The 21,969-nt window shown below is 67.4% G+C and carries 22 protein-coding genes; 20 read left to right on the forward strand and 2 right to left on the reverse strand.

Annotated elements, in window-relative coordinates:
- Positions 1-108: 108 nt before the first annotated feature.
- Positions 109-528, reverse strand: a complete 420-nt coding sequence (locus tag H7I57_RS24710) for a YciI family protein (RefSeq protein ID WP_264026747.1) — start codon at positions 526-528, stop codon at positions 109-111.
- A 468-nt stretch (positions 529-996) separates the two neighbouring features.
- Here H7I57_RS24710 and H7I57_RS24715 point away from each other — a divergent pair, with 468 nt between their 5' ends.
- From H7I57_RS24715 to H7I57_RS24780, 14 genes are all read left to right on the forward strand, one after another.
- The gene (locus H7I57_RS24715; RefSeq protein ID WP_264026796.1) at positions 997-1,806 is read left to right on the forward strand and encodes an MlaE family ABC transporter permease; all 810 of its coding nucleotides are present in this window, start codon (positions 997-999) and stop codon (positions 1,804-1,806) included.
- Between the two features lies 1 nt (position 1,807).
- On the forward strand, positions 1,808-2,665 hold the full coding sequence (locus H7I57_RS24720; RefSeq protein WP_264026748.1) for an MlaE family ABC transporter permease: 858 nt from the start codon (positions 1,808-1,810) through the stop codon (positions 2,663-2,665).
- Complete coding sequence (locus H7I57_RS24725) at positions 2,666-4,348, forward strand: MlaD family protein (protein ID WP_264026749.1); 1,683 nt, start codon at positions 2,666-2,668, stop codon at positions 4,346-4,348. It begins immediately after the preceding gene.
- The gene (locus tag H7I57_RS24730; RefSeq protein ID WP_264026750.1) at positions 4,345-5,400 is read left to right on the forward strand and encodes an MCE family protein; all 1,056 of its coding nucleotides are present in this window, start codon (positions 4,345-4,347) and stop codon (positions 5,398-5,400) included. Before H7I57_RS24725 ends, H7I57_RS24730 begins: the two co-directional genes overlap by 4 nt.
- Positions 5,393-6,439, forward strand: coding sequence for an MlaD family protein (locus tag H7I57_RS24735; RefSeq protein ID WP_264026751.1), 1,047 nt, complete (start codon positions 5,393-5,395; stop codon positions 6,437-6,439). Before H7I57_RS24730 ends, H7I57_RS24735 begins: the two co-directional genes overlap by 8 nt.
- Positions 6,436-7,554 (forward strand): MCE family protein, encoded by a 1,119-nt coding sequence (locus H7I57_RS24740; protein WP_264026752.1) that lies wholly within the window; start codon positions 6,436-6,438, stop codon positions 7,552-7,554. Before H7I57_RS24735 ends, H7I57_RS24740 begins: the two co-directional genes overlap by 4 nt.
- The gene (locus tag H7I57_RS24745; RefSeq protein ID WP_264026753.1) at positions 7,554-8,792 is read left to right on the forward strand and encodes an MCE family protein; all 1,239 of its coding nucleotides are present in this window, start codon (positions 7,554-7,556) and stop codon (positions 8,790-8,792) included. Before H7I57_RS24740 ends, H7I57_RS24745 begins: the two co-directional genes overlap by 1 nt.
- Positions 8,789-10,039: an MlaD family protein gene (locus tag H7I57_RS24750; RefSeq protein WP_264026754.1), complete on the forward strand. Its 1,251-nt coding sequence runs from the start codon at positions 8,789-8,791 to the stop codon at positions 10,037-10,039. Before H7I57_RS24745 ends, H7I57_RS24750 begins: the two co-directional genes overlap by 4 nt.
- A gap of 26 nt (positions 10,040-10,065) precedes the next feature.
- The gene (locus H7I57_RS24755; protein ID WP_264026755.1) at positions 10,066-10,710 is read left to right on the forward strand and encodes an Rv1363c family protein; all 645 of its coding nucleotides are present in this window, start codon (positions 10,066-10,068) and stop codon (positions 10,708-10,710) included.
- A 23-nt stretch (positions 10,711-10,733) separates the two neighbouring features.
- Positions 10,734-11,525, forward strand: coding sequence for a mannan-binding family protein (locus H7I57_RS24760; RefSeq protein ID WP_264026756.1), 792 nt, complete (start codon positions 10,734-10,736; stop codon positions 11,523-11,525).
- A 2-nt stretch (positions 11,526-11,527) separates the two neighbouring features.
- Positions 11,528-12,124, forward strand: coding sequence for a hypothetical protein (locus tag H7I57_RS24765; RefSeq protein WP_264026757.1), 597 nt, complete (start codon positions 11,528-11,530; stop codon positions 12,122-12,124).
- Between the two features lie 66 nt (positions 12,125-12,190).
- A complete protein-coding gene (locus H7I57_RS24770; protein ID WP_264026758.1) occupies positions 12,191-13,150 on the forward strand; it encodes an oxygenase MpaB family protein in 960 nt (319 codons plus the stop codon).
- A 13-nt stretch (positions 13,151-13,163) separates the two neighbouring features.
- Positions 13,164-13,751: a TetR/AcrR family transcriptional regulator gene (locus H7I57_RS24775; protein WP_264026759.1), complete on the forward strand. Its 588-nt coding sequence runs from the start codon at positions 13,164-13,166 to the stop codon at positions 13,749-13,751.
- Between the two features lie 144 nt (positions 13,752-13,895).
- A complete protein-coding gene (locus H7I57_RS24780; protein ID WP_264026760.1) occupies positions 13,896-15,458 on the forward strand; it encodes a long-chain-fatty-acid--CoA ligase in 1,563 nt (520 codons plus the stop codon).
- On the opposite strand, the gene H7I57_RS24785 is transcribed toward H7I57_RS24780, so the two are convergent.
- Positions 15,455-16,084, reverse strand: coding sequence for an SOUL family heme-binding protein (locus tag H7I57_RS24785; protein WP_264026761.1), 630 nt, complete (start codon positions 16,082-16,084; stop codon positions 15,455-15,457). The genes H7I57_RS24780 and H7I57_RS24785 overlap by 4 nt on opposite strands.
- 130 nt (positions 16,085-16,214) lie before the next feature.
- Between H7I57_RS24785 and H7I57_RS24790 the strand changes: the two genes are divergently transcribed.
- The 6 genes from H7I57_RS24790 (at position 16,215) to H7I57_RS24815 (ending at position 21,969) form a co-directional block, all read left to right on the forward strand.
- Entirely contained in the window at positions 16,215-17,171 is a 957-nt protein-coding gene (locus H7I57_RS24790) for an o-succinylbenzoate synthase (protein WP_264026762.1), read from the forward strand.
- A gap of 64 nt (positions 17,172-17,235) precedes the next feature.
- Complete coding sequence (locus tag H7I57_RS24795; protein WP_264026763.1) at positions 17,236-18,201, forward strand: GlxA family transcriptional regulator; 966 nt, start codon at positions 17,236-17,238, stop codon at positions 18,199-18,201.
- Between the two features lie 19 nt (positions 18,202-18,220).
- Positions 18,221-18,991, forward strand: coding sequence for a DJ-1/PfpI family protein (locus H7I57_RS24800; protein WP_264026764.1), 771 nt, complete (start codon positions 18,221-18,223; stop codon positions 18,989-18,991).
- Positions 18,992-19,001: 10 nt separating this feature from the next.
- Positions 19,002-19,784, forward strand: coding sequence for an alpha/beta fold hydrolase (locus tag H7I57_RS24805; protein ID WP_264026765.1), 783 nt, complete (start codon positions 19,002-19,004; stop codon positions 19,782-19,784).
- A gap of 2 nt (positions 19,785-19,786) precedes the next feature.
- A complete protein-coding gene (gene menD, locus H7I57_RS24810) occupies positions 19,787-21,445 on the forward strand; it encodes a 2-succinyl-5-enolpyruvyl-6-hydroxy-3-cyclohexene-1-carboxylic-acid synthase (RefSeq protein WP_264026766.1) in 1,659 nt (552 codons plus the stop codon).
- Positions 21,442-21,969, forward strand: a complete 528-nt coding sequence (locus tag H7I57_RS24815) for a DUF3592 domain-containing protein (protein ID WP_264026767.1) — start codon at positions 21,442-21,444, stop codon at positions 21,967-21,969. Before menD ends, H7I57_RS24815 begins: the two co-directional genes overlap by 4 nt.

Raw genomic sequence — 21,969 nt, forward strand, 5'->3', positions numbered from 1 at the left:
GAACCATGCAGACACGGCGTCGCAAGGCGACCACCAGCCCATTTTCACCCCGGAACGGGCGACCGCAAGGTCACATTGGCTGGAATGCAATTCCGGCGTGAAGGAGGGCTACTTCCAGGCGCCTTCCTTCTTCCACTGCAGTTCCTTCTGGACCCATTCGTTGTCCTGCGGGAACTCCTCGGTCTCGGTGATGCGGCGCACCTCGAGGCGGGCTCCGGTGCCCAGCGGGCACTTCAGCGCCCACTGCTTGGCTTCCTCGATCGACGACACACCCAGGACCCAGAAGCCGTTGAACAGCTCCTTGGCCTCGGTGTACGGACCGTCGGTGACCACCGGGGTCTCGTTGTCGAAGTTGACGACGAACCCGTCCTCGGGTCCGGCGAGGCCCTCACCGGCCAGCAGCACGCCGGCCTTGATGAGCTCCTCGTTGTAGCGGCCCATGGCGGCGATCACGTCGTTGAAGTCGACGTTCTCCATCGCCTTCTCGGCCTCGGGGGTGGACCGCAGGATCAGCATGTAGCGGGTCATGATCTTGTCTCCTTCTTCTTGTGGGAAGGGCCCTGTCCAGTCTCGTTCGGGCGGCCCTCACACACACGTCGATCGCCGAGACGCGAAGTCGACACGGCACCGGAAAAAGGCGAAGAGAAGTATCTGTCCGTCGGCTCAGAACCGGCCCGGCACCCGGCCGTGCACGCGCAGCCAGCCGCGCCGGGCGGCGGGGCCCGCACCTTCGGCGGAAGATTACGGGAAACCGTTCCGGCCCGGAAAGTTAACAGGCATACTTACTGCCTGCAGAGCGGACGAAGCTCGCCATAGGGGTCGAGCCGCGCTCGACAATGGCATCGCAGCTGGTGTTATATGGCGGCATCCAGCATGAACAGGGGGCGGACAGATCTCGTACCGCATCGAAGCCGCAGGCAATAAGTGAACAGTAATTCGGACCGACTCGGGGCGCCTGTCCGTGACGGTCGGGCACCTGGTGACGGTGTCGACGCGATCACGGGCTGGGCCGGCGGCTACGTCAAGCGTCATCCGCTGGCGTCGCTGTCGACCGTCGGCGAACAGTTCGTGGTCGGGGTGCGGACCATGCAGTACTTCTTCGTCGACCTGTTCACCGGGCGTTTCCAGTGGCAGGAGTTCGTCAGGCAGGGTGCGTTCATGGCCGGCACGGCCGTGCTGCCGACCGTCCTGGTGGCCCTCCCGATCGGGGTCACCCTGTCCATCCAGTTCGCGCTGCTGGCCGGCCAGGTCGGTGCGACGTCGCTGGCCGGTGCGGCGAGCGGACTCGCGGTCATCCGCCAGGCGGCGTCGCTGACCGCGGCGATCCTGATGGCCGCGGCCGTCGGATCGGCGATCACGGCCGACCTCGGGTCGCGCAAGATGCGCGAGGAGACCGACGCGATGGAGGTGATGGGGGTCTCGGTGATCCGGCGCCTCGTGGTGCCGCGCTTCGCCGCCGCGATTCTGGTCGGCGTATTGCTCACCGGCGTGGTGTGCTTCGTCGGATTCCTGGCCAGCTACCTGTTCAACGTGTACTTCCAGGACGGCGCCCCCGGCAGCTTCGTCGCCACGTTCGCGTCCTTCGCGACAACCGGGGACATGGTCATCGCCCTGGTGAAGGCGGTGATCTTCGGGGCCATCGTCGCTGTGGTGTCCTGTCAGAAGGGGATGTCCACCCAGGGCGGCCCGACGGGCGTCGCCAACTCGGTGAACGCCGCCGTCGTCGAGTCGATCCTGATCCTGATGATCGTCAACGTCGTGATCAGCCAGCTCTACATCATGCTGTTTCCGCGGGTCGGGCTCTGACATGTCGGCCTCGACTTACGTACCGCCGCTGCTGGCACCCGTCGTCCGCGTTTACCGGAAGGCGATGACGCCGATCGGCCGGCTCGGCCACATGATGGTGTTCTTCGTCCGGGCCATCGTCGCGATTCCGTTGGCACTACGGCACTATCGCGCCGAGTTCGTCAGGCTACTGTCGGACATAGCGTGGGGCAACGGCTCGCTGGTGGTGGGTGGCGGAACCGCTGGGGTGGCGATCGTCCTCGGCATCACCGTCGGTGCGCTCGTCGGCATCGAGGGGTACAACTTCCTCGACCTGCTGGGTCTGGGGCCTGCGACGGGCATCATCTCGTCATTGGTGAACACCCGCGAGCTGGCCCCGATCGCGTTGTCGTTGGCGTTCGCCACCCAGGCCGGCTGCCGGTTCACCGCGCAACTCGGGTCGATGCGGATCGCCGAAGAAATCGACGCCCTGGAATCTCTGGCGATCCGACCCATTCCGTATCTGGTCACCACCCGGTTGATGGCCTCGGTGGTCGCGGTCGTCCCGCTCTATGTCGTCTGCCTGGCGGCCAGCTATCTGACGACCCAGGTCGTGGTGCAGATCATCAGCGGCGGCACCGCCGGCTCGTATCTGCACTACTTCACGTTGATGCTGTCGGGGCAAGACATCCTGTACTCGTTGCTCAAGGCGATCGTCTTCGTGTGGATCGCCACGACGATCCAGTGCTACTACGGCTTCTACGCCAGCGGTGGTCCCGAGGGTGTTGGGGTTGCCGCCGGACACGCCATGCGGGCCAGCATCACCGTGGTGATCATCGTCAACATGCTGCTCACCATGGCGCTGTGGAACGTGGACTCCGGGGCGAGGTTTGGGGGATAGGTGGCGAATTCCTTCGACCTGGACGGGCGCGGACCCACCGATCGGCAGTTGCTCATCGGCGGGGTCGTGGTTGTCGTTGTGGCGGTGTTGATCACGACGACACTGTTGGTCAAGGCGACGGGACGGCTGGATCCGTTCGTCCGCGTCGTCGCGAACCTTGTCAACGTCGGCGACGGGCTCCCGCAGCGGTCCGACGTCAAGTACCACGGCGTCCTGGTCGGCGCCGTCGACAGCGTCACCCCGGCCGCACACGGCAACCCGAACTTCGTCCACATCAATCTCAACCCGGAGTACGCCGCCTCGATCCCGGCCACCGTCACCGCGCGTGTGGTGCCCAGCAACGTGTTCGCGGTGTCGTCGGTGCAACTCGTGGACCGCGGCGGCGGGCCGCCCAATGGTGTGAGCGGCGGGCCGGCAATCAGTGCGGGTGCGCACATTCCGGAGGACACCGAGCTGCCCACGGTGTTGTTCCAGACCACGATCAGCAAGTTGCGCGACATCCTGGCCGCCACCGGGCGTGGCCGTGAGGACAAGACGGTGGGCATCCTGGCCGCGATCAACGCGGCCACCGAGGATCGCCGTAGCGAGCTGTTGGCCAGCGGCGCGCACCTGAGCCGGCTCGTCGACGAGATCGACGCGATCGTGGCCACCGACCCGGGCCCGACGACGGTGTCGGCGATGATCGACGCGACCCGGGGACTGCGTGCGACCGCACCGGAGTTGCTCGACGCGCTGCACATGGCGGTCGAACCGATGCAGACCTTGGTGCAGCAGCGTGCTCAACTCGACGCGCTGGTCAGCAGCGGTCTGCACACCACAGGGACCACCGAGATTGCGCTGAACAACCACACCGACCGACTGGTCACGATCACCTCCGAGCTGACCCCGGTCATCGCGAACCTGGCCGACACCTCGCGTCACTGGTTGCCGGCGTTCGTCAAGATCAACGGATTGTCCGACAAATTCTTCACAGAGGTGTGGCGGCCCGAGCGCGATGTCGGCAACATGCGGATGAATCTGTCGCTCACACCCACCTACACCTACACCCGAGCCGACTGCCCGCGGTACGGCGAACTTCTGGGCCCGAGCTGCCACACCGCGCCACTGGTGGTGACCCGACCCGAGTTGCCCGACGTGCTGCTGCCGCAGAACTATCAGCCGCCCAAGGATCTGGCTCCCCCGCAGGGCACGGTGCCCGGGGAGAACGGCAACCTGATCGCCGTGGGCCCGCCGCTGGTCAACCCGAATCCGAGCCTGGCCGACCCGAATCCGCCTCTGCCGCCGTGGTTGTCGCCTGCGCCGCCGGTGCCCGGAACAGCGAACGACGCATTGGTCCCGATACCGCCGCCGCCGGTGAACCAGTCTCCGCTCGCACCGGTGGCGCCCAAACCCGGTGATCCGCCCCGGCCGCCGGCCGGGCCGGCCCCGGGACCGCCGCCTGCCGCGCCTGCACCGGGACCGTTGCTGCCTGCCGAAGCGGCGCCCGCGTCTGCTGTATCGCCGGCTCCGCCAGCTACGTTCGGCGGGAACGTCGGTCCAGTCGGCAGCCCGCACGAGCGGGCAACGCTCAGCGTCATCACCGGCCAACCGGTCACCACCGCGACCCAGCTGCTGCTCGGCCCGGTGGCCCGCGGGACCACAGTGTCTCAGGCCGAACCGGCTGCGGGAGAGGAGCCCCGATGAAGTCTCGCGGCGCACTGATCGGGCTGTCGCTGTTCATGGTGGCGGCGCTGACGCTGACCTGGCTCGTCTACGTCACGCTGCGCCGGGACGTGGCCGGGTCGACCGTGCCGTACGCGGCGATGTTCACCGACGTGTTCGGGCTGCGCGAGGGCGACGACGTGCGGATGGCCGGTGTGCGGGTGGGCCGGGTGGAAAGCATTGAACTGCAAGGTAAACAGGCCAAGGTGTCGTTCGCGGTGCAGGCAGACCAGCAGGTGCTGGGCACCACGGTGGCATCGGTGACCTACCAGAACATCGTCGGCCAGCGGTATCTCGGGTTGTCGTTGGGCTCCATGGGGGAGCCGGATCCCCTTCCCCCCGGCAGTGTCATCCCGGTCGAACAGTCCGATCCGTCGTTCGACGTGGGGACGTTGCTCAACGGGTATGAGCCGCTCTTCAGCGTGCTCGACCCTCGGCACGCCGACAACCTCACCAAGGGCGTCATCCAATCACTGCAGGGGGACGAGGCGTCGATCACCGCCCTGATCGACCAGACCGCGCAACTGACCGAGGCTTTCGCCGGGCGCGACGAGGAACTCGGCGGGGTGATCACCGACCTGAACGTCGTGGTGGCCAACCTGGCTCGACACAACGACGACCTCGACCACGTCGTCGGGCAAGCCCAGTCGATGGTTTCGACCTTCGACGCGCGGCGCCCCGAGCTGGTGGATTCGATGGGCTCGATCGCGAAAGTGGTGCGTCAACTGTCGACGATCTCCGACGAGGTGTACCCGTCGCTGAACGAACTCGTCCGGCGCGAACCGGGTTTCGCCCAGCACATGGTCCGGATCGAACCGCAGTTGGCGTTCGTCGGCGCCAATCTGCCGCTGATGTTGAAGGGCTTCGCGCGCATCACGGGCGAAGGCACCTACGCCAACGCCTACGCGTGCGAGTTGGACGCTACCGCCTTCTTCCCGGGGCTCAACGATGTGACCCCGATCGTGGTCGATGCCGCCACTCCCGGCAACAGAGCCCGCCACACCCCCAAGTGCAGGAGCATGGCCAATGGCTGAGGGAACACCCGAGATCCGGCGCAGGAGGCGCCCGCTGGAGGACTACAGCAAGACCTGGTTGGGCGCCGTCGCCGTCGTCGTGGTGGTGGTGCTTGTGGGCGCACTGCTTCTGGTCAGGGTCGCCGACTTCGGGTACCGCCACTACACGGCGCGATTCCTGCAGGCCGCGGCGCTGCAGCCGGGCAATCCGATCACCGTGGCCGGGATCCCGGTGGGCGAGGTGTCGAGCATGAAGCTCGTGGGCGACTACGTCGAGGCCGGCCTCAAGGTCCGCGACGACGTCCCGCTGGGCGAGGACTCCCGGGCGTCGATCAAGATCACGACGATTCTCGGGTCGCGGTACCTCGCGCTGTACCCGGACGGCCCAGGTTCGTTGCCCGACGACACGTTCGGCCTGACGCACACCGAGGTGCCCTACGACCTGCAGGAAGCGCTGTCCGACGTCAGCACGACGTTCGAGCAGGTCGACTCAGATCAGTTCGCGAAGACGCTGGCCGTTCTCGGTAAGCAGTTGGAAACCCTGCCCCCGGTGGTCCCTCAGGCGTTGGAGAACACTCACACGCTGTCGACGATCATCGCCCAGCGACGGGACCAGTTGGGGGAATTGCTGGAGACCACCGATCTGGTCAGCACCACACTGCGCCGCCAGCAGGCCACCATCGGCAGCCTGATGGATCAGGGCAACTCGTTGCTCGGCGAGTTCGTCGCACGGCGAGCCACATTCCACGCCATGATGGACGCGCTCACCAACCTCGTGGAGACGTTGAGCAGCATCGTCATCGACGATCGCCCCGAGCTGGAGGAGCTGCTGACCAATCTGCGGGAACTGTCCACCTTGCTCGGCAAGAACGACGGCATGGTGCGCAGCATCCTGCAGTCCGGACCGATCGCGCTGCGCAACCTGACCAACATCACCGGCACCGGCAATGCGATCGACTTCAACGCGTCCAGCGGCCTGTTGGTCGACTCCTGGATGTGCGCAATCAGCGGTCGTGCCAAGCAGTTCGGCCTGATCGAGTACTACCAGGACTGCAAATGAGCACCAGGTCGAAAATCATCGCGGTCGCCGCCATCGGCTTGGCCGTGGCGCTGGTGGCCGCCGTCGTGGTGGTGAGATTCGCCAAAGGGCGGCTCGACGTCATGACGGTGACCGCCCAATTCGACAGTGCCGCAGGCTTATACGAAGGCAACGTGGTCGCCGTCCTCGGGATGCCGGTGGGCAAGGTCACCAAGATCACCCCGAAGGGCGGTTACGTCGAAGTCGACTTCACCGTCGACAAGGACGTCAAGGTTCCCGCGGATGTCCAGGCCGCCACCATCTCGAACTCCATCCTCACCGACCGCCAGATCGAGTTGACACCGCCGTATCGGGACGGTCCCACCCTGCAGAACCACGACACCATCGGGTTGAATCGCACCCGCACACCGGTCGAATTCGCCCGGGTCCTCGATGTTCTCGACAAGCTCGCGGTTTCGTTGCGCGGTGACGGGAAGGGCAACGGCCCGCTCGCCGACGTGATCGACGGTGGCGCCGCCGTCGTCGACGGGAACGGCCAGCAGATGAAAGATGCGCTGGGCGAACTGTCGAACGCATTGCGCCTCAGTGCCGATCGCGGCACCGTGACCAAGGATCAGCTGACGGTCATCGTCCGCAACGTGAGTTCGCTGTCGGACGCAGCGGCGCGCAACGACGAGATGGTGCGCGAATTCGGTACGTCTGTGCGGGCCTTGAGCCAGATCCTCGCCGACGAGGACCTCGGCAGCGGCACCACCGGTAAGAAGATCAACGAGGTGCTGACCAATACCGGCGAGGTGCTGGACAAGCATCGGGAATCCATCAAGGCTCTCGTCGCCAACGGCGACATCGTCTTGAACACCACCGCCGTCGACCACCAGCGCGATCTGATGGAGTTCCTCGATGTCGCACCTATGACCTTGGACAATCTGTACAACGTCGCCGACCAGAAGAACGGTGCCCTCCGGGTGAAGGTGGTCACCGACAAGATCCTGTTCGACAACCAGTTGATCAAGGAGGTCTGCAACATGATGGGCCTGCGACAACTGGGTTGCAGCACAGGAACTCTGCAGGACTTCGGACCGGATTTCGGGTTGACCTACATGCTGGACGGCCTTGCGGCGATGGGGCAGAAGTGATGGCGACCATCCGAATCCGCAGGCGGCTCGCTGCCGTCCTGTCGATGACCGTGTGCCTCACCGTCGCCGGCTGCGCCACCGAGGGTTTGGCCAGCTTGCCGCTGCCGGCGCCCGGTGTGGGGTCCGGCGGATATCACCTGACCGCCGTGTTCTCCAACGCGCTGAACCTGCCCGCGAACGCGAAGGTCAAGCTGGCCGGCGCCGACGTCGGCCAGATGGAGTCGATGGTGGCCCGCAACTACACGGCGGTGACCACGCTACGGATCATGGACGGGGTGCAGTTGCCGCAGGGCAGCACGGCTGAATTGCGTTCTGCCACACCGCTCGGCGATGTGTTCGTGGCGATCAAACCGCCGAACACGGTTGAACCGGGTACGCCCCTGCTCAAGGACGGTGACGCCATCGGCCTGGAATCGACGACGGCCGCGGCAACCGTCGAATCGGTGTTGGGTTCGGCGGCGATCCTGGTCAACGGCGGTGCGGTGCGCAACTTCACCAATGTCATCAACGGCCTGGGCAAGGCGACCGGTGACCAGGGCCAAGCATTCGGCACCTTGATCAGCAAGACCAACCACACGCTCGGTAAGCTCAACGCGCGCTCGGAAGAGATTTCGACCGCGATGACCGAGACCTCACGGCTGGCCTCCGAGATCGCCGCCAAGAACCAGGTGATCAGTGACGTGATGGCGCAGGCACGTCCGGCCACCGACACGCTGGCAGCCCACACCACTCAGATCTCTGATCTCGTCCAGCAGCTCGGCGATATCTCTGGCCAGATGCGCAAGTTCCCGTCGATCGCGGGCACCGACACCACCGGCCGCAGCATCATTGCCGACGCCAATACCATTGCGCGCGCGTGGAATGATGTCGCGCTGGCTCCGGACGCGACGCTCTACAAGCTCAACCGGCTGATGCCACCGTTCATCAAGACCATGACCAGCGACGCGATTGCATTGGACGCCAGCATCGATCGGCTGATACTGGGATCCATCCCCGACATCGGATACGCCGGCGATTCCGGGCTGCACGGGCCGAAACGGCACGACTGGCATCAACTGGTCGGCACGTTGAAGTACACGCTGTTCCGGCTGCAGGAACGGGTCGTCGGCAAGGGGCCGGGCGTGCCGCAGCTCCCGGTCATCCCCAGCCCGACCGAACCCGGAGCGATCATCCCGGCCCCCCAGCTAGCGCCGCCGCCACCGCCGCCGTCCGCCCTACCCGCGGAGGCTCCACGATGATCACCGGTGCCGCGGACCGGATCGTCGGTCTGGTCCGGTTCGGCTACCGCCGCCGCGCCTGGCTGTCGGCGCTGGGCTTGGTGGTGACGCTCGTGGTCGCGACCGGTTACCTGATGTTCGGGGCACTGCGGCTGAACCCGCTTGCCTCCAGCTATCGGCTGACCGTGGAACTCCCGGAGTCCGCGGGCCTGCTGCCCAATCAGGATGTGACGCTCCGGGGGGTGCAGATCGGCCGGGTCGAACGCCTCGACATCACCCCGGCGGGCGTCGAGGCGGTGGTGAACGTCGAGTCGGCGGCGCAGATTCCGGAGTCCTCCGATGTCCGCGTGTCCGGGTTGTCACCGGCCGGTGAGCAGTACATCGATTTCGTCCCGGACGGCGATTCGGGCCCGTTCCTGGCCGACGGTGCCGTGATCGGTCAGGGCAGGGCCACCGTTCCGGTGAGCCTGGCCACCCTGTTGGCCGATGCCGACGGGGCTCTGGCTCAGGCTGACACCGCCAAGCTCGAACTCATCAGGAGAGAACTGAGCCTCAGCGAAGCCGGACCGCAGAAACTCGCCGACATCGTCGACGGGGGCACGTTCCTGTTGTCCACCCTCGATTCGGTCGTACCTGAGACCAGTTCGCTGCTGCGCACCAGCCGGTTGGTCTTCACGACGGTCGCTGACAAGAACGCCGGAATCGACGTCGCCTCAGACAATCTCACCGATACCTTCGCCGGCATCAACAGGATGCGGGACGGCTATCGACGACTCACAGACCAGACTCAAGGCACGTTGGCCAAGGTCGACAACCTGTTCACCGACAACTCCGACACCATGGTGCAATTGCTGGGCAACCTGGCGACAACCTCCCGACTGCTGTATCTGCGCGTCCCGGCGTTGAATGCGTTGTTCCCGACACACCGCACCTCGGTACTCGACGCGCTCGGCGCCGCGATGCACGACGGCGGGCTGTGGGAAACCGCGGAGATCTATCCGCGCTACACCTGCGACTACGGCACTCCCAAGCGGCCGCCGTCAGCGGCGGATTACCCGGAACCGTTCATGTACACCTACTGCCGGGACGACCATCCCGGAGTCCTGGTCCGCGGGGCGAAGAACGCGCCGCGGCCCGCGGGTGACGACACTGCCGGGCCGCCGCCGGGTGCCGACCTCGGCCGGCAGACCGATCCAACCCCGAAGGGGCGCTACACGATTCCGACACCCTACGGTGGCCCGACACTGCCCATCGAACCGCCCCGCTGACCGAGCACGCCCGCTAGGAGATGATGATGTCCGTGAGCACCGATAAAGACCACGACGCCGGCGAAAAGCCTGACGTCGCAGACGTAGCCGAGGAATCCGACGCTGCCGCCGAGGTCGCCCCGGAAGCTGAAGCCGCGGCGGATGAGGAGTCTTCCGACACCCGATCCGACGATGACGAACCGGCCGTACGCAATTGGCGCCGGCCCGTGTTCCGAGGTGCCGTGGCCGCGGCGTTCGTGGTGCTCCTCGCAGGGACTGGGTTCCTGGGTTGGCAACTGTGGCAGGAGCATCAGGTCGCGCAGGCCGGCGAACAAGCCCGACAGTCGGCTGCAGGCTACGCAGAGGTCTTGACGAGCATCGATTCGGCGAAGGTCGACGAGAACTTCGACGCGGTGCTCGACGGCGCGACCGGTGAGTTCAAGGACATGTACTCGCAGTCCAGCACGGAACTGCGGCAATTGCTGATCGACAACAAGGCATCCGCCCACGGCGTCGTTCTGGAGTCGGCAGTCCAGTCCGCGACCAAGGACAAGGTGGTCGTGCTGTTGTTCGTCGATCAGTCGGTCTCCAACACCAACGTTCCCGACCCGCGCATCGACCGCAGCCGGATCAAGATGACCATGGAGCACGTCGACGGACATTGGCGCGCAAGTAAAGTCGAGCTGCCGTAAGGATCTCCAAGGAGAGGTGTGACATGCGCCGACTGATTTCGAACCTGGCGATGGCCGCCGCCGTCGCCACTACGGCCGCCACCGCGCCCACCGCTGCCGCATCGGCGCCCTCGTTCTGCGGCGAGCTGGGCGGACAATGGGACGGCCAGTACTGCCGAAGCACCGTGCCGTCCGAACGTCAGGCTGTCCGCGACATCAAGATCGCCGTCCCGGGTGATCTCGTCGACCATCCCGCGGTCGGACCGGTCATCCAGGACTACCTGCGCACGCTGATGAACAACTGGAAGACCGCCGGCGTGAAGATGGCCGCCGACAGCTACGCCGAGGGCAACTACCAGATCTTCCGCCGGGGCGACGTGTTGTCGTTGGTCTTCCGCGAGACCTACCACGCCGACGGACCGGACTTCAACAACGCCTACCGCACCTTCGCCTTCGACATGGCCGACGGTCGACGACTGCACCTGGCCGATCTGGTGAAGCCCGGGCTGGATCCGCTGACCGCGATCCCGCCGCTGGCACATCCGTTCGTCGAGCGGGCACTCGATGTCGCACCGCCGCCGCACCACCCGCGCACGTACCCATTCGTGATCGATCGCTGGACTCCGGACAAGGTCTACTCCGGCGCATACAAGGCGTGGGCGCTGACGCCCGACGAGCTGATCATCTACATGCCGGACTACCCGGTGGGCCGGGACCGCCCGACCGACTTCACGCCGGGCGTCATGCAGTGGTCGATGGACGGCGGCACGGTGCAGGCGCGCATCCCGCTCTCGGCGCTGGGGCCGGTGCTTCGTCCCGAATTCGGCGGTTCCTAGCCATGTTTCGGCGGCGAGGGATTCGGTGGACAATGGCGGCGCTGGTGGTGCCGTTTCTCGCGCTCGTACCGGTCAGCGGCGCCCAGCCCGAGGGCGCGACCTCGACGATGCCGGTGTTCACCCCATACCCGTCGAACTGGTCCCCGAACTTCACCGTGTTCCCGTACAACCTCTGGCAGGTGCGCGTCACGCCGCAGCAGGTCACCGCGCAGCGCGAATCCTGCCAATGGTTCAACGCCCAATACGACGAGCTGATGAACCAGGTGTGGGGATTTCAGCGCTTCCTCGCCGACCAGCGCGACGTCTGGTCGGCGCCGGGCGTCACCGAGGCAGGCGACATCGTCGCCGCCAACCTCGACCAGTCGGCGGCGTTCCTGGACCCCCGCGCGCACACGTTGTTCATCATCAACTATCCGGACCAGAGCGAATATTCGCCTCTGTTCCATGGCGATTCGTTCTATCGGCTCTGGTATCAGTTCACCCAGATCAGCGACAAGATCAAGCGCCGCCTGCCCGCCGGTCAGATCAACGCGAACGACGCGACCGCGAATGTCTACGGCACCGTGATCCGTGATTCGGCCGTCTGCGCGGGGGCCTGACACGAGCCATTGACATGTTGACACAGATCACTAGTCTTTGTGTCAACGACAATGTCGGGAGGCATCATGGTCGCGGTCATCAGGGACACCCCGGAGCACGTGACGCGCTCGGTTCGGCCCAGGGTCATCGACGAGTTCCGCAAGCACTCCGGCAGTGTCCTCGGCGGGTTCTTCGGGGCTGCGGCTTTCGACGAGGTCGCACTGGTACCGGTGGCCGCCGCGGTCGACAAGACGGGACGCTTCGCGTCCAACTTCGCCGATCGCGGTGTGCGGAGCGGCTTCTCCACGTTCCTGGCGATCTGGGGCGATCCCGCGGACCGGGCCGCCGAGGGGGACCGGCTCAAGACACTGCACCGCGATGTGCGGGGCCGGGGCACAGGCGAATTCGCCGACGTGCGCTACAGCGCGCTCGACCCGAAGCTGTGGAACTGGATCGCGGTCAGCGGACTGTTCCTTGTGCTGAACTCCTTCACGCCGTGCACCGGCACGGTCCTGACCGAGGACGAACGCGAAGTCGCCTACCAGCAACTCCTGGAGTCCTTCCGGGCGCTGGAACTGCCCGGGAAGAGCGCCAAGCTTCCCGTCAGCTACGACGCGGCCGTCGAGTACTACGACACGATGGTGCGCGACGAGTTGGCGGCCAACCCGTTCCTGCGCGGCGTCACCGAGAACCTGACCCGGTTGCCCCTCCCCACACTTGTCCTCCCGCCCGCGGTTCGGGTCGCCCTGACGCCGTCCTGGCTGGTGCTCCGCCCACTGGCCGGACGCATCGTGAAGGTGTGTTCGTTCGGCATCATGCATCCCGGCGTGCGGGAGCTGACCGGGTTCGACTGGCAGGACCGGCACGACCGCGAGTTCGCGCTCTACAGCCGGCTGCTGCAGCTCGCGTGGCGCACGCTTCCCGACAAGGTGTTGTTGATCCCGCTGGCCCGCAACCGCATCGAGTACGAGAAGCTTGTGCGGTTCCACCGCTCGGTCGCGCTTGACTCGTTCGCCCCGCCGGCCGGCCGCTGCCCCGCGGGCTGATCCCGGGCCGACGATGCGACGACTTCGTAACACCGACAGCCGGACCGAGCAGGAGTCGGCGATCCTGAAGGCGGCCGCCGAGGAGGTCTCACTCGTCGGAGTCGGCCGCCTGAGCATGGACGTGGTCGCCCGCCAGGCCGGTGTCAGCCGCAGCACGCTGTACCGCCGGTTCCCCAGCCGTGACGCACTGATCACCGAGTTGGGCCGTCAGACCTTCGATTTCGCGATGGCGCGGTTGCAGACCGTCGCGATCGACTCCGGGCCGCAAGCGGCTGCGGTGGCAGCCTTCCGCGAGGGTGTTCGGCTGCTCACCGGTGAGCCGGTGATGCGCCGGTTCCTGCAACTCGACGGTGAGTTCACCGCGACGACCGAGATGGTCGCCGAGGCGCGCCTGTTCCTGATCAGCGCCGCGACGGCGATGGCCAAGGCGCTGCGGGCGGCCGGCGCGACCATGCCCGACGTCCAGCTGATGGCGGTCGCGGAGATGCACATCCGTCTGGCGGCCTCGCTCGTTCAGGTCAACACCGGGGTACTCGACGTCAACGACGATGACGCGGTGGCCGGATACGCGCGAACCTACCTCGCGCCGCTGGTGCACTAGACCGAGAATGAGGGTTCACATGAGTCCGACCGGCAATGGTTTGACGTGCCGATACCGGCCAAGTAGAACTGGAACTGTGAATCACGTCCGCGGGATCGTGCGAAATCGGACAGCGGCGAGCACCGGCGTGGCACGCTTCTGATCATGGCCGATCTGCCCGAACCCCGTTTTCTCGACGACCGCATCGCTCACTGGGCGAGCACGACGCCCGATGCCGAGGCGATGGACTACCTCGATCGCTCCTGGACCTGGGCGCAATGGGACGACCGGGTGCGTCGGCTGGCCGGTGCGCTCACCGAGCGCGGCGTCCGACGCGGCGACGTCGTCGCGTTCCTCGACAAGAACCACCCGGCCTGCGTCGAGCTGACGTTCGCCGCCGCGTCCCTCGGCGCCGCGAACGCGATCATCAACTTCCGGTTGGCCGCCGACGAACTCGGCTACGTGCTCAACGATTCCGGTGCCAAGGTGCTGATCGTCGGGGAGGAGTTCAAGCCGGCGATCGACAAGATCCGCGACAAGCTAACCAATGTCGAGCACGTCATCACCGTCAGGCCCGAGGGTGACGACGAATACGAGGCGATGCTCGGGGCGGCGACACCGACCGGGCGCGGCGACGATGTCGACCCCGGAGACGTCTCCATCATCATGTACTCCTCGGGGACCACCGGCCGCCCGAAAGGCGTCGAGCTCACCCAGGCCAACCTCATCGCCCACACCGTCAACGCCCACGAGGGGTTCGAGTTCGACGAGGGCGACAAGAACATGGTGTCGATGCCGTTGTTCCACGTCGGCGGCTCGTCGTACGTGCAGTTCGGCATCCATGACGGGTTCCCGAGCGTGATGACCCGCGAGGTCGACGGCGCGGCGCTGGCCGGGGCGATCCTCAAGGGCGCCAACCGGACGTTCCTCGTTCCCGCGGTCCTGGCCAAGGTGCTCGAGTCCGGTGAGGACGCGGTCAAGCTGTTCAGCGCACTGAAGACGTTTGCGTACGGCGCGTCGCCGATGCCGCTGCCGCTGCTGCGCGCCGCGCTGGACGCCTGGCCGAACACCGATTTCATGCAGGCCTACGGACTCACCGAGGTATGCGGCGTGATCAGCCATCTGCTGCCCGAGGCGCACCGCGCCAAGGACCACCCGGAGCGGCTGACGAGCGCGGGAACGTTGGTGCCCAACGCCGAGATGCGCGTCGTGGACCCCGACACCCTCGAGGACGTCCCCACCGGTGAGCAGGGCGAGTTGTGGTTCCGTACACCGCAGTTGATGAAGGGCTACCACAACAAGCCCGAGGCCACCGCCGAGGCGATCACCGAGGACGGCTGGTTCCGCAGCGGTGACGTCGGTCGTGTCGACGACGGCGGCTACATCTTCGTCGAGGACCGGCTCAAGGACATGATCATCTCCGGCGGGGAGAACATCTACTCCATCGAAGTGGAGCGGGTGCTCGCCGAACACCAGGCGGTGGTGGAGGTCGCGGTCATCGGCGTGCCCGACGACAAGTGGGGTGAGGTCGTCAAAGCCGTCGTGGTGGTCGAAACTGAGATCAGCGAGACCGACCTGATCGCGTTCGCGCGTGAGCGACTGGCCGCCTACAAGTGCCCCAAGACCGTCGACATCATGGAGGAACTGCCGCGCAACCCGACCGGAAAGATCCTGAAAAAGGAACTACGCAAGCCGCATTGGGAAGGTCGCGACCGCTCGACGGTCTAAGCGTCGACCGGCATCGCGACTTCGTTGCGCCGCCGGAACGGCAGTGTCCACGGCGGATCGTAGAACCACGCGACCGCCTCGCCCTTCGGTTCGACGCCGTTGTCACGCAACACCTTCAACAGTCGGTCGGTGCTGTCGGCCACCGCCGTCGGGCCGCGATCGCCGCTGAACCGCAACACCGCCACGGTCTCCGCGGGCACCTCCACCAACCGGATGTCGGCGTCGTCGGGGGTGGGCAGCGTCTCCATCGACCACTTGGACGGCATGAAGAACCGCACCGTCCACCCCTCGGCGTCGTTGCCCGTCTGCGAGACCGGAGCCGTCATCGCGATGTCGGCACCGCCTGACGACTGCTGGCCGACCGGGGCCGTCATCGCGATCTTCGTCTCACGGTGGTTGCCGCCGAAGATGTAGGACGCCAGCCGGCGGAACCCGGCGTTGAGCGCACGCTGCTTCTCGCCGGTGACGGTGGTCTCGGCGGCGATGCGGGGACCGTACTGGCGGATCTCCACGTCATCTGCCAGGGGACGTCCGACATAATGCGGCTCCTCGGTCCCGGCGCGGATACCGACCACCGACAGCGCGGACTCCCCGATCTGGCTCACTATCTTCACAACGCTGGCCACTGAGCACTCCCTCCTCGCACGCGACTACCCGGACCGAGCGGCCCGGAATCATCGTCGTGCCCATTATTCGTCGCCACCCCGCCCGCGGATTGGTTGTTCGATCCGAACCGTCGGCAGGCACGATGGAGCCATGGCGGAGCTGTCGGACGTCCTCGAGAGGCTTCACGTCGTGGCCCTGCCGATGCGGGTGCGGTTCCGCGGCATCACGGTGCGCGAGATCGCGCTGATCGACGGCCCCGCGGGCTGGGGCGAGTTCGGCGCCTTCACCGAATACGGTCCCGCGGAGGCCGCGCACTGGCTGGCCGCGGGAATCGAGGCGGCCTACCGACCGCCGCCGGCGGTCCGCCGGGACCGGATCCCCATCAACGCAACCGTGCCCGCCGTCGCGCCCGCCGAGGTCGCCGCGGTGCTGGCCCGGTTCCCCGGCGCGCGGACGGCGAAGGTGAAGGTCGCCGAGCCCGGGCAGTCCCTGGCCGACGACGTGGCCCGCGTCAACGCCGTGCGTGCGGTGGTACCGGCGGTGCGGGTCGACGCCAACGGCGGCTGGAGCGTCGAGGACGCCGTCGCCGCCGCCGCGGCGCTGACCGCCGACGGCCCGCTGGAGTACCTCGAGCAACCGTGCAGGACGGTGCCCGAACTCGCCGAGGTCCGCCGCCGCGTCGACGTGCCGGTCGCCGCCGACGAGAGCATCCGCAAGGCCGACGACCCGCTGCACGTGGTGCGCTCCGGGGCCGCCGACGTCGCGGTGCTCAAGGTGGCGCCGCTGGGCGGGGTGCGCGCGATGCTGGACATCGCCGGACAGATCGACATCCCCATCGTGGTCTCCAGCGCCCTGGACTCGGCGGTGGGGATCGGCGCGGGACTCATCGCCGCCGGCTGCCTCGCCGAGCTGCCGTATGCCTGCGGCCTGGGCACCGGGGGCCTGTTCGTCGAGGACGTCGCCGAGCCGGTGACGCCCGTCGACGGGTACCTGCCCGCGGCGACGGTGACGCCCGACCCGGCGCGCCTCACGGCGCTGGCCGCCCCGCCCGAGCGCAGGCAGTGGTGGATCGAGCGGGTCAGGGCCTGTTTCGCGCTGCTGTCCTGACCATGTCCTGATCTGTGGGGTCCATGGCCTAGACGCCATCGGCTCGCTGGCCAACACTGAGTGCATGTCGCGCACGGTGCTCATCCTCGGCTTCGAGGGCGTGCAGGCACTCGACGTCGTGGGCCCCTTCGAGGTCTTCACCGGGGCGTCGATGTACGTGACCGCCCAGGGAGTCGGCGACGGGTACACCGTGCGGGTCGTGTTGGTCGGGGGAGCACCCGTCAACACCGGCACCGGCCTCTCACTGGTCGCCGATCCGCTGCCCGACCCTCACGATCCGGTGGACACCGTGGTGTTGCCCGGAGGCTTCGGCACCGACGCCGCACGCCGCGATCCGGCGCTGATCGACTGGATCACGGCAGCGGCCCCCGGTGCCCGCCGTGTGGTGAGCGTCTGCACCGGGGCGGTGCTGGCCGCGCAGGCCGGGCTGCTCGATGGCTGCGTGGCCACCACGCACTGGGCCTTCGCCCCGCAGCTGGCCGGCGAATTTCCCTCGGTTACCGTCGACCCGGATCCGATCTTCGTCCGCAGCTCGGACAAGGTGTGGACGGCCGCGGGGGTCACCGCCGGCATCGACCTGGCCCTGTCGCTGGTCGAGGACGACCACGGCACCGAGGCTGCGCAGACCATCGCCCGCTACCTGGTCATGTACCTGCGCCGGCCGGGAGGACAGACACAGTTCGCCGCACCGGTGTGGATGCCCCGTGCCCGGCGGACGCCGATCCGCGACGTCCAGGAAGCGATCGAGGCGGAGCCCGGTGGCGCGCACAGCATCGCCGAGTTGGCCCGCCGCGCGGCGATGAGTCCGCGGCATTTCACCCGGGTGTTCACCGAGGAGGTCGGCGAGGCCCCGGGGGCCTACGTGGAGCGGGTCCGCACCGAGGCGGCACGTCGCCAACTCGAGGAGAGCGACGACACCATGACGGTGATCGCCGCGCGCTGCGGGTTCGGTTCGGCGGAGACGTTGCGCCGCAGCTTCGTTCGTCGTCTCGGAATCTCACCGGACCAGTACCGCAGAACATTCGCCTGACACGAGAAGGAGATCGGTCATGCAGATCGCGATCATGTTGTACCCGGGATTCACCGCACTGGACTTCATCGGACCGTACGAGAGCCTGCGGTACCTGCCCGACGCCGAGGTCCGCTTCGTGTGGCACGAGACCGGCCCGATCGCCGCGGATTCCCGCGTGCTGCTCGTCGGCGCCACCCACACGTTCGACGAAACTCCCTCTCCCGAAATCGTTTTGATCCCGGGAGGGTTCAGCACCATCGAGCACGCCCGCGACGAGGCGGTGCTCGACTGGGTGCGCAGCGCGCATCAGACGTCGACGTGGACCACGTCGGTGTGCTCGGGGTCGGTGATCCTGGCCGCGGCGGGCCTGCTCGAGGGCAAGCGGGCGACGTCGCACTGGGCGGCGCTGCCGGTGTTGCGGACCTTCGGCGCCAAGCCCGTCGGCGACGAGCGGATCGTGCCCGCCGACGACAAGACCGTCACGTGCGCGGGCGTGTCGGCCGGCATCGACCTTGGGCTGTGGCTGGCGGGCCGGATCGGCGGCGAGGCGAAGGCCAAGGCGATCCAGCTGTCCATGGAGTACGACCCGCAGCCACCGTTCGACTCCGGGCACATGTCGAAGGCGTCGGCGAGCACCAAGGCCACGGCCACCGCGATGATGGGCAAGGAGCTGGCGAGGCCCGCCGCGCTCGCCGCCACCGGAGGCCTGCTGTGGGACGCCGCCCTGCAGCGAATCCGGCGCGGAAAGCGAAACCAGCCTGACAAAGAGGGCCAGGGTGCATTAGCGCGCCCGATTCGCAGAAAGTAGCGTCGTCGGGGTGAATTTGGCTTATGACGACCGCGGCTCGGGGGATCCGGTGCTGTTCGTCGCGGGTCGCGGGGGCGCCGGCCGGACCTGGCACCTGCACCAGGTGCCGGTCTTCACCCGCGCCGGTTACCGCTGTGTGACGTTCGACAACCGCGGCGTCGGCGCCACCGAGAACGCCGAGGGCTTCACCACCGCGACGATGGTCGGTGACGTCGCCGACCTGATCGAGAAGCTCGATCTCGCCCCGGCGCGGATCGTCGGGGTGTCGATGGGCGCCTTCATCGCCCAGGAGCTGATGGTGGACCGGCCCGACTTGGTCAGGTCCGCGGTGCTGATGGCCACCCGCGGCCGCCACGACCGCACCCGCGACTTCTTCTGGCAGGGTGAACTGGCCCTCGCCCAATCCGGAGTGCAGTTGCCCGTCGAGTTCGAGGCGAAAGTCCGTCTGCTGGAGAGCTTCTCGCCGAAAACCCTGAACGACGACATCGCGGCCCGCGACTGGATCGACATGTTCACGATGTGGCCGCAGAAGCCGACACCCGGCCTCAAGACCCAGCTGTCGATCGCACCGCAGCACAGCAGGCTGGCGGCCTACCAGAACGTCACCACCCCGGCACTGGTCATCGGTTTCGCCGACGACGTCGTGCTGCCCTCCTACCTCGCCCGTGAGGTCGCCAACGCGCTGCCCAACGGGCGGTACCTGGAGATCCCCGACGCCGGTCACCTCGGGTTCATCGAGAAGCCGGAGGTCGTCAACACCGCGATCCTGAATTTCTTCGCCGATAGTCTGTAGTGATGAACCCCTCGACGGCACAGGCCCGCGTCGTCGTCGACGAACTGATCCGTGGCGGCGTGCGCGACGTCGTGCTGTGCCCTGGCTCACGCAACGCGCCGCTGGCGTTCGCGCTGCACGACGCCGACCGCGCAGGCCGCCTCCGGCTGCACGTCCGCATCGACGAGCGCACGGCCGGTTTCCTGGCCATCGGCCTGGCCGTCGCCGAACGGGCACCGGTCTGCATCGCCATGACCTCCGGCACCGCGGTGGCCAACCTGGGGCCGGCGGTGGTGGAGGCCAACTACGCCCGCGTGCCGCTGATCGTGCTGTCGGCCAACCGTCCCTACGAACTGCTGGGCACCGGGGCCAATCAGACGTTCGAGCAGTTGGGGTACTTCGGCAGCCAGGTGCGCGCCAACGTCAGCCTCGGGCTCGCCCCCGATCTGCGTGGGGCGCCCGGCGAGCTCGACACCCACAACGCGCAGTGGCGGTCGGCGACATGCCGGGTTCTGGTGGCAGCCAAGGGTTCCCGGTCGGCCAACGCGGGGCCGGTGCAATTCGACATCCCGCTGCGCGAGCCGCTGGTTCCCGACGCCGACGATGCCGAGGCGCCCGGGCGGCCGTACGCCCCCGAGGGGCGACCCGACGGCAGGTCGTGGACCCACACGCCGCCGGTGACGTTCGATCAGCCTCTCGACATCGACGTCACCGCCGACACTGTGGTCATCGCCGGGCACGGTGCGGGGGAGCACCCGAACCTCGCCCATCTGCCGACGGTCGCCGAGCCCACGGCGCCGCCGGCGAAGAATCCGCTGCACCCGTTGGCGCTGCGGCTGGTGCGCCCCAAGCAGGTCATCATGCTGGGCCGTCCGACGCTGCACCGCCCGGTGTCCGCGCTGCTGGCCGATCCGTCGGTGCCCGTCTACGCGCTGACCACCGGCCCGCGCTGGCCCGACGTGTCGGGTAACTCCCAGGCGACGGGGACCCGCGCTGTCACCTCCGGAACGCCCTCGCCGGAGTGGTTGCGCCGCTGCGCGGAGGCCAACCGCCACGCCGTCACCGCGGTGCGTGAGCAACTCGCCGCCCACCCGCTGACCACGGGACTGCACGTCGCGGCGGCGGTGGCCGCCGCGGTTCGACCCGGCGATCAGCTCGTGCTCGGTGCGTCGAACCCGGTCCGCGACATCGCGCTGGTGGGGTTCGACGCCTCGGGTGTGAAGGTGCGGTCCAACCGCGGGGTGGCCGGTATCGACGGAACGGTGTCGACGGCGATCGGCGCGGCGCTCGCCCATGAGCGCGCCGGTGGGGGACGGACCATCGCGCTGATCGGTGACCTGACGTTCGTCCACGACAGCTCGGGCCTGTTGATCGGCCCGACGGAACCGACGCCGCGCGCCCTGACGATCGTGGTGTCCAACGACAACGGCGGCGGGATCTTCGAGTTGCTCGAGCAGGGCGACCCGAGATTCACCGACGTGTCGTCACGCATCTTCGGCACGCCACACGATGTCGACGTCGGCGCACTGTGCCGCGCCTATCACGTCGAGAACCGCCAGATCGAGGCCGGTGAGCTCGCGGGCGTGCTCGCGGAACCGTTCGACGGGATGCGGGTGCTGGAGGTGAAGGCGGACAGGTCGTCGCTGCGGGCGTTGCACGCATCGATCAAGGCTTCACTGTGAGCGGAGCGAGCAGGGCGAGTCAGCTGCTCGATCGCCTGAAAGCGTTGTGGCGGCTCATCATTCCGCATCTCTACGGTGAGCCCGGCGAGACGCGTGGCGGCAGGATCGTGCGACGGATCCGGATCGGCATCGTGGTGGCGGCGTGCCTGGTGACGTTGCAGTCGGCGCTGCTGGTCCTGGGTGCGTGGCGCAACGACCGCCAGATCGAACGGCACATGGGGGTGGCCGAGGCCAGCGTGCTCGACGCGGGTCCGCGGCGCTCGACCATCGAGTTCGTCACGCAGGACCGGGTGACCTACCGTCCCGAGCTGGGGGTTCTGTATCCGTCGGAGCTGGACACCGGGATGCGCATCTACGTGGAATACGACACGAACAACCCGGATCTGGTGCGGGTGCGCAACCGCAACGCCGCGCTGGCGATCATCCCCGCGGGATCGATCGCGGTGGTCGGATGGCTGGTGGCCGGTGCCGCGCTCGGTGCGACCGCGCTGGTCGAGCGGCGCCTCGAGCGGCGGGATGCCTGA

The organism is Mycolicibacterium pyrenivorans (genome assembly GCF_025821625.1).
Lineage (GTDB): Bacteria > Actinomycetota > Actinomycetes > Mycobacteriales > Mycobacteriaceae > Mycobacterium > Mycobacterium pyrenivorans.

Bases quoted from the DNA above. Each gene is read 5' to 3' on its own strand.
- H7I57_RS24710 (WP_264026747.1), bottom strand. From the start codon at position 528: ATGACCCGCTACATGCTGATCCTGCGGTCCACCCCCGAGGCCGAGAAG.
- H7I57_RS24720 (WP_264026748.1), top strand. From the start codon at position 1,808: ATGTCGGCCTCGACTTACGTACCGCCGCTGCTGGCACCCGTCGTCCGC.
- H7I57_RS24730 (WP_264026750.1), top strand. From the start codon at position 4,345: ATGAAGTCTCGCGGCGCACTGATCGGGCTGTCGCTGTTCATGGTGGCG.
- H7I57_RS24735 (WP_264026751.1), top strand. From the start codon at position 5,393: ATGGCTGAGGGAACACCCGAGATCCGGCGCAGGAGGCGCCCGCTGGAG.
- H7I57_RS24740 (WP_264026752.1), top strand. From the start codon at position 6,436: ATGAGCACCAGGTCGAAAATCATCGCGGTCGCCGCCATCGGCTTGGCC.
- H7I57_RS24745 (WP_264026753.1), top strand. From the start codon at position 7,554: ATGGCGACCATCCGAATCCGCAGGCGGCTCGCTGCCGTCCTGTCGATG.
- H7I57_RS24750 (WP_264026754.1), top strand. From the start codon at position 8,789: ATGATCACCGGTGCCGCGGACCGGATCGTCGGTCTGGTCCGGTTCGGC.
- H7I57_RS24755 (WP_264026755.1), top strand. From the start codon at position 10,066: ATGTCCGTGAGCACCGATAAAGACCACGACGCCGGCGAAAAGCCTGAC.
- H7I57_RS24760 (WP_264026756.1), top strand. From the start codon at position 10,734: ATGCGCCGACTGATTTCGAACCTGGCGATGGCCGCCGCCGTCGCCACT.
- H7I57_RS24765 (WP_264026757.1), top strand. From the start codon at position 11,528: ATGTTTCGGCGGCGAGGGATTCGGTGGACAATGGCGGCGCTGGTGGTG.
- H7I57_RS24770 (WP_264026758.1), top strand. From the start codon at position 12,191: ATGGTCGCGGTCATCAGGGACACCCCGGAGCACGTGACGCGCTCGGTT.
- H7I57_RS24775 (WP_264026759.1), top strand. From the start codon at position 13,164: ATGCGACGACTTCGTAACACCGACAGCCGGACCGAGCAGGAGTCGGCG.
- H7I57_RS24780 (WP_264026760.1), top strand. From the start codon at position 13,896: ATGGCCGATCTGCCCGAACCCCGTTTTCTCGACGACCGCATCGCTCAC.
- H7I57_RS24790 (WP_264026762.1), top strand. From the start codon at position 16,215: ATGGCGGAGCTGTCGGACGTCCTCGAGAGGCTTCACGTCGTGGCCCTG.
- H7I57_RS24795 (WP_264026763.1), top strand. From the start codon at position 17,236: ATGTCGCGCACGGTGCTCATCCTCGGCTTCGAGGGCGTGCAGGCACTC.
- H7I57_RS24800 (WP_264026764.1), top strand. From the start codon at position 18,221: ATGCAGATCGCGATCATGTTGTACCCGGGATTCACCGCACTGGACTTC.
- menD (WP_264026766.1), top strand. From the start codon at position 19,787: ATGAACCCCTCGACGGCACAGGCCCGCGTCGTCGTCGACGAACTGATC.